Origin of the sequence: Dyadobacter sp. CY351 (assembly GCF_021502625.1) — a bacterium.
Taxonomy (GTDB): Bacteria; Bacteroidota; Bacteroidia; order Cytophagales; family Spirosomataceae; genus Dyadobacter; species Dyadobacter chenhuakuii.
The window spans coordinates 283,206-298,733 of sequence record NZ_JAKFFU010000004.1 but is presented as its reverse complement, the minus strand read 5'-3'; the positions used below and the strand labels follow the sequence as shown (position 1 = coordinate 298,733).

The window sequence follows — 15,528 nt, the reverse complement described above, 5'->3', positions numbered from 1 at the left end:
TACGATAGAGGCTGACTTTCTGCCTTGCCAAATTTCCAAACTGAGCGCAAAAATAGCGTTTTTGATTGTAATAAGGTTTACCCGCACCACATTACGTTGCCGACCGCCCGCTGATCCGGTTCTTGTAGAAACTAATGCCCATTTCAGGTGAAATTTCAGATCAGGGTTCCGGGCACAGGTTTTTAAGATTTTTTATTAAGTCAATTATATCTACTAACCAGAAATCAACATGAAAAATTTTATGATTGCGCTGTGCTTGATGACGATAAGCTACGCGGCGACAGCTCAATACGACCCGGCTTTCAGATTCGGTGTTAAGGCAGGAGCTAACCTATCGAACATCAATGGAAGCAATGACCTGACACTTGCTTCGGGGAATAATCCGTTCAATTTCAAAGACAACGACAACCGATCACTGGGTTTTGTGGGAGGTGTATTCTTCCGTTTTGGTAAATCATTTTATATCCAGCCTGAGATTTTGCTATCACAAAAAGGCGGCCGCTTTAATGTATATGAAGACGGTGTGCAAGATTCAAATGGAAAGGTTGATGTTCGTTTTTCAAACCTGGATGTGCCTATTTTGTTTGGTGTGAGAGTGGCAAAGTTCTTCCGCATCAATGTTGGCCCGATGGCTTCTCTGAGATTATCCAATAATGGTAAAATCGGCGATTCATTTGATGTCATCACAGGCGAAAATTCGGCTGAATTCAAGAACAGGCTTGCTTATGGTTATCAAGCCGGTGTAGGATTTGATTTTGGCAGATTAAGTTTGGATGTGCGTTACGAAGGAAATTTCACAGATATCGTGAAAGTTGAATTTGACAATGCAACCACTGCTTCGCAATTTGGCAAAAAGAGCAATTTGTTCCAGGCAACGCTTGGCTTTGCAATTTTCTGATCCAAAAAAATAAAGCATAACAAACGGGACCGTCGCTACGATGTGTCCCGTTTTTGTTTTGATATATTACCACTGAATCTTGCAGCTATTTCTACTTTTACATTTCTTTAATTAAATTGCCTGTAAACGAAATCGTACATTACAGGCCGATTCTATCAGCGCAGTGGCAATAAATACAGATAATGTAAGGTTGGTTTTCGGGTTGAAGCTCAAACAGCTCCGACTGGATAAGGGATTGTCACTCAATGAGCTGTCTCAAAAATCAGGACTGTCGATTTCATACATTAACGAAATTGAAAAAGGCAAGAAATACCCGAAGTCCGACAAGATCATTGCCCTGGCGTCTGCCATGGATGTGGACTATGACACGCTCGTTTCCCTCAAACTCACCAAACGCCTAGAACCCATTTCGGACCTCCTGAGCTCGAATGTGCTCACAGAGCTCCCGCTCGAGCTTTTCGGCATTGATCCCGCTAACCTGCTTGAAATTCTTTCCGATGCCCCGGCCAAAATCAGCGCATTCGTAGGCACGCTGATCGAGATTGCGCGGAATTATAATATGTCGATTGAGAAATTCTATTTCTCGGCATTGCGGACTTACCAGGAAATGCACGACAATTATTTTGAAGACATTGAGCTGGAAGCAGAACGTTTTTTGACTGAAAACAATGTTGATCAAGAGCAAATCCTGAATGAAAATGATTTGGCCGAAATCCTGAAATCGCGCTTCAATTATTCGATCGAAAATATCAATGAAAAGGCCAATCCTGAGTTTGCCAGCGTTCGTTCCCTGACGATTACAAATCCAAACGGGAATCGCTTGCTGATCAATAATCATCTTACCTCCGTGCAGCGGGCGTTTATTTTCGGCCGGGAGATCGGTTATTTGTATTTAAATTTGAAAAACAGGTTGCATACCACGGCATTGGTGGAAGCGGAATCGTTTGAACAATTGCTGAATAACTTCAAAGCATCCTACTTTTCAAGCGCGATCATCATCAAGAGAAGCTTGCTTGTGCCCGCAGTGGCAGCGGTTTTTGAACAAAAAAGGTGGCAGCCGCAGCAGCTTATTGACCTCATTCACCGGTTCAACACCACGCCTGAATCTTTCTGTTATAGGTTAAGCAACATTCTGCCGCGCTATTTTGGTATTAACCAAATCTTTTTCTCCCGGTTCAATAATTTCGTCGGTCAGAATATTTTTGATATGACCAAGGAAATGCACATTTCCAGGAAGCATTATCCGCACACCGTAAAAGACGAACATTATTGCCGGCGCTGGGTTGCACTGACGATTCTGAATGATTTGGGAGACATTATCAAGCGAAAAGAGCAGCCCGGAATCCTTTGCAAAGCACAAAAATCAACTTACCTGGACACTCGGGATGAATATCTGGTGATCAGTTTTGCATTGCCTATGTCCCCAACTCCGGGCCTTAATGTGAGCGTTTCTATGGGCATTTACCTGGATGAGCCGACCAGGGAAAAATTACAATTCCTGGACGATCCCTATTTGGTTGCCAGAGAAGTAAACCAAACCTGCGAACGCTGCTCGCTCTTCGACTGCCGCGAAAGGATCGCCGCACCGACTATTCTCCAAAAACGGCACAAAAACGAAGAATTAAGGAAGGCATTGAAGCGGATGATCAACTAAAATCGAGACGATATAGGGATTCAGGCGCAGTTGAATGTCTCATCAGGGAGGTGATTAAAAGTTGATTAAATGCTGGATTAGAAATATCTTAGAATTTATCTTCGCAAACCTTACCACCACGTTCCGAATTATCTTTGTGAATATTTGACACTAATGCTATGCCTGGCACATATGAGTTTGAAGATTTTCTTTTAAAAGTCTCCACTCCGTTTTATCTGTTGCTGATCTGCGTCGAAATTTTCCTGACTTACCGTCCCTCGCACCACCACGACAGCCCGCGCGCTTCCTATAATTTTAAAGATACCCTTACCAACGCATCCTTAATGCTTCTCAACGGCGGCGTTGACCTGTTATTCAGAACGGCCTATGTGGGCGTGCTGATCTGGTTTTACAACATGGGCGCGGGAACGAGCATTAACAATCCAATTTTTTACTGGTTCAGCCTCTTCCTGCTGGAAGACCTCGCGTTTTACACATTACATTATGTGGATCATCACAGCCGGTTGTTTTGGGCCGTGCATGTGACGCACCATTCGTCTGAGCATTTCAACCTGACGACCGGTTTCCGCTCTTCCGTTTTCCAGCCGCTTTACCGCTTCGTGTATTTCATTCCGCTGGCGCTAATCGGCTTTAATCCCGCCGACATCATCATTATGTACTCGCTCACGCAGATTTACGGCATCATTGTGCACACGGAATATGTGGGCAAACTGGGCTGGCTTGAATACATTTTCGTAACCCCTTCCCATCACCGTGTTCACCACGCGAGTAATGTGCAGTATTTAGATAAAAACATGGGCATGTGCCTCATTATCTGGGACCGCATTTTCGGCACATTCCAAGAAGAATTGGAGACCGTCCCGCCCGTTTACGGATTGACCAAACCCATTGAAAACACAACGTTGGCCCACACGGTTTTGCACGAATGGAAGGAAATAGGAAACGATTTTAAACAGAACACGAACCTGCGGACGAAGCTCAATTACCTGATCAAAGCACCAGGATGGTCTCACGACGGTTCAAGACAAACCACAAAAAACCTGCAAACACATCTCGCAGAACAAATTACGCCAGAACCATTTATAAGAACTGACGGCCAGCAGCCAACGGCTATTTAAACGCCGGGATCCCCGTTATTTCGGCACCCAGGATCAACAAATGAATGTCATGCGTGCCTTCATAAGTGATCACTGATTCCAGGTTCATCATATGCCGCATGACGGGATATTCGCCGGAAATCCCCATTGCACCCAAGATCTGGCGACATTCCCGGGCCACATTCAGCGCCATAGCCACATTATTACGCTTCGCCATGGAAATCTGCGTTGTTGTGGCTTTGCCGTCATTCATTAATGTACCGAGTCGCCAGGCCAGGAGCTGCGCTTTGGTAATTTCCGTCAGCATTTCTGCTAACTTCTTTTGTGTCAATTGAAATGCGCCAATCGGTTTATCAAACTGAATGCGTTCCGCAGCATATTTCACAGCCGTTTCATAGCAATCCATCGCAGCGCCAATAACTCCCCAGGCAATGCCATAACGCGCTTTATCCAGACACTGCAGCGGCGCTTTCAGTCCGGACGCATTGGGTAAAATATTTTTTTCGGGAATGAATACATGATCGAAAACCAGCTCACCTGTCGCGCTCGCCCTTAATGACCATTTGTTATGAATTTCGGGTGTAGTAAAGCCCGCCATTCCGCGCTCCACGATCAGTCCACGCACTTTCCCTTCCTCATCCCTCGCCCAAGCAACCGCTATATCAGCAAACGGAGCATTGGAAATCCACATCTTGGCACCATTAAGGAGATAACCATTTTCCGTTTTCGAAATCCGGGTCTTCATTCCAGCCGGGTTGGAGCCATGATCAGGCTCGGTCAATCCGAAACAGCCAACCATTTCGCCACTGGCGAGTCCAGAAAGATATTTTTGTTTTTGTTCCTCAGATCCAAACTCAAAAATAGGCCACATCACCAGCGAACTCTGCACTGAAACCGTAGACCGCATGCCCGAATCGCCCCTTTCGATTTCCTGGCACATTAGGCCATAACTGATGTAATCCAGTCCGCCGCCGCCATATTCAGCAGGAATAGTAGGACCAAAAACCCCAAGCTCGCCAAACTTTTTGATCAGATGCAACGGAAATTCCGCCTTCTGCGCGTAGTGTTCAATGATGGGTTTGATCTCATTATCCGAAAAATCGCGGATCGTCTGCATAACCAGCTTCTGCTCTTCAGAAAGCATATCAGCGATGTTATAAAAGTCGGTGTTCATGATGAAATGCTTATAGAATTTCTGCGCACAATATATAACAGTTACAACCATTCTTGTATAAATGGCATCTTTCTTGTTGAATCTTTAATGTTAAGAAACCATGAAAATCTATTACTCAATAATTATAACGTTCCTGTTTGTCAGCATGTTTTCCTGCAAAGACAAAGACATTCATGTTGAAAATAGCGGCCTTTTAGGGAAGTGGAAAATGGTTGAGTTTTTATATGATCCGGGCGATGGCAGCGGCAAATTTCAGAAAGCCTCAGAAGGGGAGTCCAGCATCGTAGAATTCAAAGCAAATGGCGATTTCAAAGAAACCAAAGGTTTGCTATATTCATCCATTAATCCATACACCAAATATAAAATCCTCGACAGTGGCCGCATTGAACTCAGTGGCGCACCCGACAGCAGCGTTTACCCTGCGATTATCTGGACATATAAAGATCTGAAAAGCAAATCAGTAACGCTCGGTTTCAGCTGTTACGAAGCTTGTTTGGGGAAATTTGTAGCAATAAAATAAAGCATTATCTCAGCCAATTTTTGAATAGCTTCTTACTATAAACTAAATCTTGCTTATGCGCGTCGGCGGCATTCATTGTACGAGGTGAAGTTTTTTCAAGACACTGTTCCAAAACCAAATGAGGCTTCACATTTATGGATTGTAAAGTGCTGACAAGGCGGCGGTAATCGATGTCGCCATCAGAGAATACTTCCTGCCAGATTCCGTCTTTGGATTGGCGCAAATGCAGTTCGACAATTCGTTTTCCGTATAATTTTATAATATCAAAAAGCGCAACCTGTGAATTGCCTGCGCCTCTGTAAACCCAATGCACATCCAGGCATAGTGAAACATTCTTGGGATCTGTGGCGAGCAGCATATGATGAAATTCCCGCGCTGCTGCGCGCAGTTCTACGTCATGCGTGTGATAAGCGAGCGTCATGCCGCGCTGTTTCAGTTCGGCACCTAGTTTGTCGAGGTTCTTGGCTTGTTCCGCGAGTTCGGCGTCATTCTTATTTTCGGACCCTCCCCATTGCAGCGGGTTGGGATTGGTGACAATGATCTTCGTGTTAGCAGGTTTCAGAGCGTCCGAAATTGCGAGCACGGATTCGATGGACTTGGTCGCCTCATCGGCCTTATGTAATGAACTGTTCACGTAAACCGAGGGCATAGCAAGCTGATATTTTTCCAAAACCGGTAATAACCTGCCGACTTCATCTGCATGCGTAAATGCAGGTTCATAGGCTTTCAGGCCGGTTGAGGCAAATTCTTTCAGCGACGCATCCAGGTCTGCGCCCCATTCTTTTCCTTCCCGGGCGTAAAAGGTAATCCATGAATATTGGTTACAGGAAATAGGGAAGTCGGGCGCCAGGTTCTCCATTTCCGGCAAAAAAGCTGCTCCGGCCGAGACAGCCAGCGAATTCATAAATGTTCTCCGATCGATGGTCATGACGTAAGGCTGTTTTAGCAAAGTCAGGTAATTTTTATCAAAGATGAAAACGGGAGAATATTACCGTCTTGCTTACCTTTGCAGCATTAAAGGCTAAATCCCTTTCCCAATGCACCAAACGCTTCAACTGACCCTGGCGCCCGAAATCGCGCTGGACGACGAGAATTTTCGTCAGCATATCATTAAAAAATTGCGGCTGCGTCACAACGACACGCCCATTATCCGCAAAACCCGCCAATCCATCGATGCCCGCAGCCGGCAAGTGAAAGTGAATGTACAGGCAGATGTTTATGTCAACGAAACCCCGCCTTCGCTCATAGGTTTCCAACTGGATTATCCCGACGTGAGTAAAAAGCCCCAGGCATTGATCATTGGCTGCGGTCCGGCAGGCATGTTCGCCGCATTGCGGTTGATTGAGCTGGGCATCAAGCCGGTGATTTTTGAAAGGGGAAAAGATGTGCGCGCCAGACGCCGCGATCTGGCTGCTATTAATAAGGAGCACATTGTTAACCCTGAATCCAATTATTGCTTTGGCGAAGGCGGTGCCGGGACTTATTCGGATGGAAAGCTGTATACGCGTTCCAATAAGCGCGGTGACATTCGCCGGGTGCTGGAAATTTTCGTAGGCCACGGAGCGAGCGAGCAAATCCTCATCGACACACACCCGCACATTGGTACCAACAAGCTTCCAGTCGTCGTTTCCGAAATGCGTGAAAGCATATTGAAAGCGGGCGGCGACATTCATTTTGACACAAAAGTAACCGACTTCATCATTGCTGAAGGCGAGTTAAAGGGTGTTATTACTGATGATAATAAGGAACATTTGGGCATTGGCGTGGTCCTGGCAACGGGACATTCGGCCAGGGACATTTACGAGCTGCTGGATGCGAAAAAGATCCTCATCGAGAGCAAATCATTTGCGATGGGCGTTCGTATTGAGCACCCGCAAAACACCATTGATAAGATCCAGTATCATTGCGAGAAAGACCGTGGGCCATACTTGCCGGCTGCTTCATATAGTCTGGTAACTCAAACGCGCTACAAAGGCATTCAGCGAGGCGTTTTCTCCTTTTGCATGTGTCCGGGCGGGTTCATTGTGCCTGCGGCGACGGCTTCCGGGGAAGTGGTCGTGAATGGCATGTCGCCTTCCCGCCGTGATTCGCCATATGCCAATTCCGGCATTGTGGTTTCGATCGAAGAGCATGACCTTTTGCCGTATAAAGAATTCGGTGCATTGGCTGGCTTGCAATATCAGAAGGAGATTGAGCAGGCAGCTTGCCAGTTTGCCGGTGCCACACAAACCGCTCCGGCTCAGCTGGCTGTGGATTTTGTGAAAGGAAAAGTTTCTTCGCAATTGCGTGACACATCTTACCAGCCGGGCTTGCAGTCTGTTGACCTGCGGGAGATTTTGCCAGCTGAAATTGCCTTTCCACTCAGCGAAGCACTTTCTGATTTTGGGCAAAAAATGAGAGGTTATATGTCTGGTGACGCGCAGTTGATTGGGGTTGAAAGCCGGACTTCCTCCCCCGTACGTATCCCCCGCGAACAGGAAACCTGCGAGCATCCTGAACTGAAAGGCTTGTTCCCTTGCGGCGAAGGAGCCGGTTACGCCGGGGGCATCATGTCGGCCGCCATGGACGGCGAACGCTGCGCCCAGCAACTCGCAAAATTATACGCCAACAAGAAAATCCAATAACTTCGGTATCCGTCGTTGTATTGTTATATTTGCATCAATGACGTTTGGAAGAAATTCCGTATCACACACTATTTTATGCCAGAGATTTTCAGAATGTTCGGGATGAAGTTTTTCTTTTACAGCCTCGAACATTTACCCATCCATATTCATGTCCGCAATGCGGACGGAACCGCCAAGTTTGAAATAAACCCGGTTAAACTGGTTGAAAGTCATGGCATTAAGCCTAAGGATCTCGTGCTTGCTGAGGCGCTCGTTGAAGAAAACAAAGAACTGATCACTGAAAAGTGGCAGCAGTTTCACGGCGAATGAGCATGTTAATTTTCTAACTTTTGAATGATATGAAAATTAAAAACGTATGGTTCGACGACTCGAATATTTATGTTGTTACGGAAAGCGGACATACCATTGGCAATCCACTTGAATGGTTTGCCAGGCTTAAAAATGCAAGCAAGGAACAACGCCAAAATTTTGAGATCGGCCCTGAGGGCAACAGCCTGCACTGGGAAGAAATTGACGAAGACCTGAGCCTGGAAAGTCTTTTCGATTTCAAGCGCGAGCTGCATTATGCCAAAATCTGACACCAACACTCTACTCAACAACCTGCCTCTATGGCCACTTTGGGATCTTTTTCCTTGTTTGTTAATGCACTCACTCAAAAACTGAAATATCCGCTGCCGGGGGAATCAGCGCACCGGATCATGCAGGCTTCTTCAAAGCTCCGACTGACTTTCAAACCCAACGCCCGCACCCGAAAAAGCGCCGTTCTGGTTTTATTTTATCCTTATAAAGACGAAATCTATTTCCCACTGATCCTTCGCCCGGCCTACGACGGCGTACATTCCGGACAAGTGGCATTCCCTGGCGGACGATTTGAAAATACAGACGAAAACCTGATCCGCACCGCTTTGCGCGAAGCGCAGGAAGAAATCGGCTTACGCTTGAATGATGTCAAAATCCTGGGCGTTCTTACCGAATTATTTATCCCGGCGAGTAACTTTTACGTTCTCCCTGTGATTGCCGCAATGCCTTACCGCCCCGACTTTTATCCCGACCCGCGGGAGGTGGAAGATATTTTTGAGATCAAATTAGAAGAAATTTCTGATATTGAAATTATCGGTTCCAGCGATATACAAGTCCGTGGCGAACAGGTTCATGCACCGCATTATATGGTGCAGGGATACAAAATCTGGGGTGCCACAGCGATGATGATCAGTGAGCTTTTAACTGTTCTGAACACGCCGGAAGGTGACCCGGAAAGCTAGAAATTAACGCTTTATTTGCTATATTAGCAGGTAATTCAAATCGATCTTCCGGTCAAGTCTGCGCTGTTCCGTCTTTCTGGAATAGCTCAGCGCTGTATCCCGAACCGGCTGATAACGATTGCCTTACAAATATTTACTGAGTACTTAAAACCTGGTTCCTCCTTCATTTATGGACGAAAACGGAGCTACGCCTGACGTAGAAGATAGCGGATTGCACGATAAACTGCCCATTTCGGGACTATATGAAAGTTGGTTTCTTGATTATGCATCTTATGTAATTCTGGAACGCGCGGTTCCAGCCGTAGAAGATGGCCTTAAGCCCGTTCAAAGGCGCATTATGCACGCGTTGAACGAGATGGACGACGGCCGTTTCAATAAAGTCGCCAATGTGGTGGGTTCTTCCATGCAATATCACCCGCACGGCGACGCCTCCATTTACGACGCCATTGTAAACATTGGCCAGAAAGAATTGCTTTTTGACACCCAGGGAAACTGGGGAGATATCCGCACGGGCGACGGGGCCGCTGCGGCGCGTTATATAGAAGTCCGTTTGTCGCGCTTTGCCAAGGAAATTGTTTTCAACGACGATACAACCGAATGGCAGCTTTCCTATGACGGCCGTAAGCGCGAGCCGGTAACATTGCCAGTAAAATTTCCGCTGCTCCTTTCCCTGGGCGTTGAAGGAATTGCGGTAGGCTTATCTACCAAAATTCTCCCGCACAACTTCTGCGAGCTGATCGAAGCGTCGATCAGCATTCTGCAAGGTAAGGAAGCTACCATTTACCCCGACTTTCTGACTGGCGGGCAAATTGACATTTCAAATTACAATGATGGTCACAGAGGCGGGAAAGTAAGGGTTAGAGCCAGAATTGAGGAAGAGGATAAGAAAATGCTCGTCATCCGCGACATTCCGTTCGGGACTACGACGACTTCCATCATTGATTCCATCATTAAGGCCAATGATACGGGGAAAATCAAGATCCGGAAAGTGGTCGATAACACGGCTGCAGAGGTGGAGATCCAGGTGCATCTGGCACCGGGTGTATCGCCCGACATTACAATGGACGCGCTTTATGCATTCACGGAATGTGAAGTTTCCATTTCGCCCAATGCGTGTATCATCATCGCCGACAAGCCGCATTTTGTTGGGGTAACCGAAATTTTAAAATACAACACAGGCCAGACGGTTCATTTGCTGCAACGCGAGCTTGAAATCAAGCGGTTAGCGTTGCTGGAAAAGATCCTGTATGGCTCTTTGGAAAAAATATTCATCGAAAACCGCATTTACCGGAACATTGAAGAATGCGAAACTTTCGAGGCGGTAATCCGGACCATTGACAAAGGACTTGAACCATACAAGCCGCAATTTTACCGTGAAATTACGGACGAAGACATTGTAGAGCTGACCGAGATCAAGATCAAGCGTATTTCAAAATACGATGGTTACAAGGCGGACGAGTTGATGAAAAAGTGGCAGGAAGAATTGGCTGAAACCGAGGATAACTTGGTGCATATCACCCGTTTTGCAATTGAATATTACAAAGATCTGCTGAAAAAATACGGCAAAGGCCGTGGTCGCAAAACCGAAATCCGGGCATTCAACCAGATCTCGGCGAACATTGTAGCAGCCAATAACCAAAAATTATATGTGAACCGAGCCGAAGGTTTTATCGGTTACGGGCTCAAAAAAGACGAATTCGTAACAGACTGCTCGGACATTGACGACATTATTGTTTTCAAATCCGACGGGAGATGTTTGGTTACGAAAATACAGGAGAAGGTTTTCGTCGGGAAAGACATTATTCACTGTGCGGTTTTTGTCAAAAACGATGAGCGGATGGTTTATAACCTCGTGTATCTGGATGGCAAAACGGGCGTTTCCTACATTAAAAGATGCCAGATCACCGCAGTCACCCGCGATCGTGAGTACGACCTGACACAGGGCACGCCAAAATCCAAGATCACATATTTCACGGCGAATGAAAACGGTGAAGCTGAAATCATTGCGGTGAGTTTATCGGCTCAAAGCAAAGCAAAAGTAAAGCAGTTTGACTTCAATTTTGCAGACTTGCTGATCAAGAACCGCAGTGCAATGGGGAACATTCTGACGAAATATCCTGTCAGGAAAATTATATTGAAACAGGCCGGCCGCTCTACATTAGGCGGCGTTGATATGTGGTTCGATCCGATTATCGGACGTCTGAACCGGGATGAACGAGGAGAATATTTAGGCAACTTCGGTCCCTCCGACAGCATTCTGGTTATTTATAAAGAAGGGTCTTACGAGCTTACGAACTTTGACCTGACCAATCATTACGTCTCTAATGAAGTGGTGTTGGTCAAAAAGTTTGATCCGAAAATGGCTATCACCGCATTGTACTATGACGGCGGCCAGAAAAACCATTTCATCAAACGTTTTAACATTGAGACTTCGACGCGGGACAAGAAATTCTTGTTTATCAGCGATGCCAAAAACAGTAAGTTACTGCTGGCCAGCACCGATAAGCGCCCGAGATTGGAGGTTATCTTACCCAAAACAGCCACCAGGGAGCAATCAAAAGAAGAATATGTGATTGAAGAAATGGTCGATGTGCGCGGCTGGCGGGCGATGGGAAATAAGCTTCCTAATGACAAGTTCAAGGACGTTCGCTGGCTGGAACCGCTGCCGGAACCGGAGGAAGAAGCAGTTATAGCAGAAGTTCCCAATGAGGATGTCTCGGATGAAGACAGCGCTACTGAGGACGTTGGGGGTGAGGAGATTGCCACTGAGGAAGTTGCATATGGAGACATTAAGGAAGCGGAAGCTGCCGAACAAGAAGACAGTGCGGGAGATATTTCGCCAGCGGACGACAAGGCAAAACCAGAGACGGGCGACGCAAAATCTGATACAAAGCCAAAAAAAGAGCCTAAAAAACGGAAGGATGAGAAAAACCAGCTAGGGCTTTTTTAAGTGATTTATCAAAAAAAATAAAAAGAAAATCAGCAACGATGAATGCTGCCCGATGCGTACAGTCTACTAGTATAACATCGTGTACAAAAGACCGGAATATTACAAAGAGTTGGTACATTAGAAGACAACTTCAAGTATACGAGTGAAAAATTTGATTAAAACCATATTACTCTTATTATTTGCGTGCATGGTTTTTATCTTGCTTTGTAACCTCTGGGTGGTGTATAATACAAGGCAGTACAATTATTTTTCAATCGAAAACCTGCCTTCCAATGATGTCGCGTTGGTGCTAGGGACGAGCAAGAAATCCGAGAAGGGGAAGGAAAATCTTTTTTTCAAATACCGGATGGAGGCGACCGCCCGGTTGTTTAAAGAGGGTAAAATCAAGTACATTATTCTGAGCGGAAACAATGATTCCCAATACTATAATGAACCGCTTGATATGCAAAGAGCGTTACTGAACCTGGGAATACCCGAGAACGTCATGACACTGGATTATGCTGGGTTCAGGACATTTGATTCGATCATTCGTTGCAAAGAGGTTTTTAATCAGGACAACTTCACGATCATTTCACAAAATTTCCATAATGCAAGGGCACTCTATATTGCTCATAATGAAGGCATTAATGCCATATCATTTGCAGCGCAGGATGTGCCGGACGGATATTCGCTCCGTACATTGGTGCGCGAGTATCTGGCAAGACCGAAGGCTGTTCTGGACGTTCATATATTGCGTCCCGCGGCAGATGTTACCTCAAACAATGAGATAAGAAAAAAATGAGAAATTGGAATGAGGGAAATGATTCGGCACACGCACCGGTCCAGACATATAGCTTGAAAAAAACATTACTTTGCCTGCTCCTATTTGCATTAGTTTGTACTACCAACTCTTTCTCGCAGACCACTTACACGATCAAAGGGAAGATAACGGACGCGACAACCGGTGACGCCATTCCTTTTGCTAATGTTGGCGTAAAAGCCTCACTTGCAGGTGCTACAACTAATTTCGATGGCTTTTATCAAATCACTTTCACCCCTCCCGCGGACTCGGTCATTGTTACCTATGTAGGCTATGAGAGCAAAAGCAAACCGATCAAACCCGACCTCACTGAGCAAACCATTGACATACAACTTTCTCCGGGAACATTGCAGCTGAAAGAAGTCAGGATATTTGCCGGCGAAAATCCTGCTTATGCCATTATGCGTAAAATTGTTGCAGGAAAAGAAAAAAACAACACAGACCAACTGGACGCTTACGAGTATGAAAGCTATAATAAGATTCAGATTGACATTGATAACCTGTCTGACAAATTCAGGAACAGGAAGTCTGTCAAAAAGATGACGCATATCGTTGATAAATATGATGAGGTGAAGGGGGAAAACGGTGAGACAATCATTCCAATTTTCATATCCGAATCAGTATCAGACGTTTATTATCGCCGTAATCCCAAGAAAAAGAAGGAGATCATTAATAAAACCAAAGTCTCCGGCGTAGGCCTTACCGACGGGAGCCTCGTCTCGCAGTTGATCGGATCGTCCTTTCAGCAGTATAATTTTTATAATAACTGGCTGAATATCTTAGACAAAGACTTTGTTTCCCCCATTGCCGACAGCTGGAAAGTTTACTATGAATATTATCTGTCCGACAGTGTAAAAAACGGCGACCAGTATGATTACCAGATTGATTTTGAGCCTAAACACGAGCAGGACCTGGCATTCACAGGGTCGTTTTGGGTGGATGGCGAAACATATGCGCTGACACAAATGGACGTAAGTGTGGGCAAGCGCGCAAATTTAAATTTCATTGAAAAGATCAAGGTTCAGCAGTCCTACGAGTTTTTTGAAGAGCAAAACGAATGGGTAACGTCCAAAACGCGGGTGCTGATTGATGTAGATGAGCCTACAAAGCAGACTGCCGGCATGTTGTTGAAGTTTTATTCAGCTAATTCAAAATACAAGATCAACAGTCCGCACGATCCCAAATTTTACGACACGGCCATCGAGCTGAAAGAGGATTACATGCAGCATGACTCGGCTTATTGGCAAAAAAGTCGTCCGGAATCGCTAAGTGCGAACGAGTTGCTTTCTTTCCAGCTTGTCGATTCACTGAAAATGCTGCCGGTGGTGAAAACTTACACCGAAATCCTGAATATCCTGGTAAACGGCTACAAGCGCATCGACAAATGGAACATTGACATTGGTCCTTATTTGTATTTGTATGCCAATAATAAGGTTGAAGGCCATCGGTTTAGGTTGGGTTTCAAAACAGATCCCGGATTCAGCAGGAAGTGGATTTTCAGCGGTTATGGCGCTTACGGAACGAAAGATAAGGCTTTCAAATATGGCGCGGGGATGGATTACATTATCGACCGGCAACCCTGGACGATGGCTGGCATCAGTTATTCCAAAGATCTGGAACGGCTTGGTGTTTCTGCGGAGACGATCGGGCCTAACACATTGTTCGGGGCATTTTCACGTTTCGGCGCTTTCCGCAGGGCCTATTGGCAGGAAGACATTTCTGCCTATTTCAAAAGGGAATTGGTGAAAGGATTAACCGGGAGCATCCAGATCCGCCACCGTGATTTCAGGCCGTTATTTCCTTTTACCTATAAAACAAATCCTGAGGCTGGCATTGAATCTCCGGTGAAAAGCACATTTGATATCACTGAGATAAACCTGGAAACGCGGCTTGCGAGCAAGGAGACTTTTTTGCAAAATGATAATGAGCGCATCAGCATGGGGAACGGCAATTCGCCCGCCTTTACATTGCGTTACACATTGGGAATCAAGAACTTCCTGGGAGGAGATTTCAATTATAATAAATTTTCCTTCAACATTAAGCAGAGTTTCCGCTTCGGCGTTATCGGCCGCACTTATTACAATGTAACATTCGGCCTCATTCCTTCCACATTGCCTTACCCATTGCTTTATACGCCGCTAGGGAACGAGTCGCTGTTTTATGTGGATAATGCATTTAATCTTATGCGATACTTCGAATTCATGAGCGACCGCTATGTTGCATTGCGCGTGGAGCACAATTTCGAAGGCTTTTTATTGAACAGGATTCCCGCTATCCGCAAGCTGAAACTGCGCATGCTGGCAACAGGAAGGGTTTTCTATGGCAGCGTTTCGGATGCAAACTTGTCACTTTCGACAACGACGGATGAGTCGGGGAATGAAATTCAGGCATTTAATAAACTCAAAGACAGGCCTTACATTGAGCTTGGCTATGGCATTGACAATATTTTCAAAGCAGGCCGTATTGACTTTGTGCACAGACTCACTTACCTCAGCAATCCGAATGTGACGCCATTTGCGGTGAAGATTTCGTTCTGGTTCAGCCTGTAAG

At 45.7% G+C, this 15,528-nt stretch carries 13 protein-coding genes; 11 read left to right on the top strand and 2 right to left on the bottom strand.

What is annotated here, in order from left to right:
* Window positions 1-229: 229 nt before the first annotated feature.
* The 3 genes from L0660_RS10450 (at window position 230) to L0660_RS10440 (ending at window position 3,670) form a co-directional block, all read left to right on the top strand.
* Window positions 230-898, top strand: coding sequence for a porin family protein (locus L0660_RS10450; RefSeq protein ID WP_051349907.1), 669 nt, complete (start codon window positions 230-232; stop codon window positions 896-898).
* A gap of 163 nt (window positions 899-1,061) precedes the next feature.
* Window positions 1,062-2,552 (top strand): helix-turn-helix domain-containing protein, encoded by a 1,491-nt coding sequence (locus tag L0660_RS10445; protein WP_235159423.1) that lies wholly within the window; start codon window positions 1,062-1,064, stop codon window positions 2,550-2,552.
* 158 nt (window positions 2,553-2,710) lie between these two features.
* Window positions 2,711-3,670, top strand: coding sequence for a sterol desaturase family protein (locus L0660_RS10440; protein ID WP_235159422.1), 960 nt, complete (start codon window positions 2,711-2,713; stop codon window positions 3,668-3,670).
* Here L0660_RS10440 and L0660_RS10435 read toward each other — a convergent pair.
* Window positions 3,663-4,823: an acyl-CoA dehydrogenase family protein gene (locus L0660_RS10435; RefSeq protein ID WP_235159421.1), complete on the bottom strand. Its 1,161-nt coding sequence runs from the start codon at window positions 4,821-4,823 to the stop codon at window positions 3,663-3,665. The genes L0660_RS10440 and L0660_RS10435 overlap by 8 nt on opposite strands.
* 100 nt (window positions 4,824-4,923) lie before the next feature.
* Here L0660_RS10435 and L0660_RS10430 point away from each other — a divergent pair, with 100 nt between their 5' ends.
* The gene (locus L0660_RS10430; protein ID WP_235159420.1) at window positions 4,924-5,343 is read left to right on the top strand and encodes a hypothetical protein; all 420 of its coding nucleotides are present in this window, start codon (window positions 4,924-4,926) and stop codon (window positions 5,341-5,343) included.
* Window positions 5,344-5,347: 4 nt separating this feature from the next.
* Here L0660_RS10430 and L0660_RS10425 read toward each other — a convergent pair whose 3' ends face one another.
* A complete protein-coding gene (locus tag L0660_RS10425) occupies window positions 5,348-6,271 on the bottom strand; it encodes a sugar phosphate isomerase/epimerase (RefSeq protein WP_235159419.1) in 924 nt (307 codons plus the stop codon).
* A 109-nt stretch (window positions 6,272-6,380) separates the two neighbouring features.
* Here L0660_RS10425 and L0660_RS10420 point away from each other — a divergent pair, with 109 nt between their 5' ends.
* The 7 genes from L0660_RS10420 (at window position 6,381) to L0660_RS10390 (ending at window position 15,527) form a co-directional block, all read left to right on the top strand.
* Complete coding sequence (locus tag L0660_RS10420) at window positions 6,381-7,967, top strand: NAD(P)/FAD-dependent oxidoreductase (protein WP_235159418.1); 1,587 nt, start codon at window positions 6,381-6,383, stop codon at window positions 7,965-7,967.
* Window positions 7,968-8,042: 75 nt separating this feature from the next.
* Complete coding sequence (locus L0660_RS10415) at window positions 8,043-8,276, top strand: DUF4160 domain-containing protein (protein WP_026628202.1); 234 nt, start codon at window positions 8,043-8,045, stop codon at window positions 8,274-8,276.
* A 29-nt stretch (window positions 8,277-8,305) separates the two neighbouring features.
* The gene (locus L0660_RS10410; protein WP_233797059.1) at window positions 8,306-8,545 is read left to right on the top strand and encodes a DUF2442 domain-containing protein; all 240 of its coding nucleotides are present in this window, start codon (window positions 8,306-8,308) and stop codon (window positions 8,543-8,545) included.
* 30 nt (window positions 8,546-8,575) lie between these two features.
* The gene (locus tag L0660_RS10405) at window positions 8,576-9,229 is read left to right on the top strand and encodes a CoA pyrophosphatase (RefSeq protein ID WP_235159417.1); all 654 of its coding nucleotides are present in this window, start codon (window positions 8,576-8,578) and stop codon (window positions 9,227-9,229) included.
* A 169-nt stretch (window positions 9,230-9,398) separates the two neighbouring features.
* Window positions 9,399-12,179 (top strand): DNA gyrase/topoisomerase IV subunit A, encoded by a 2,781-nt coding sequence (locus L0660_RS10400; protein WP_235159416.1) that lies wholly within the window; start codon window positions 9,399-9,401, stop codon window positions 12,177-12,179.
* Between the two features lie 187 nt (window positions 12,180-12,366).
* Window positions 12,367-12,960 carry a vancomycin high temperature exclusion protein gene (locus L0660_RS10395; protein ID WP_026628205.1) on the top strand — a complete coding sequence of 198 codons (594 nt, stop codon included), beginning with the start codon at window positions 12,367-12,369 and terminating at the stop codon, window positions 12,958-12,960.
* Complete coding sequence (locus tag L0660_RS10390) at window positions 12,957-15,527, top strand: DUF5686 and carboxypeptidase-like regulatory domain-containing protein (protein ID WP_235159415.1); 2,571 nt, start codon at window positions 12,957-12,959, stop codon at window positions 15,525-15,527. Before L0660_RS10395 ends, L0660_RS10390 begins: the two co-directional genes overlap by 4 nt.
* Window position 15,528 lies beyond the last annotated feature (1 nt).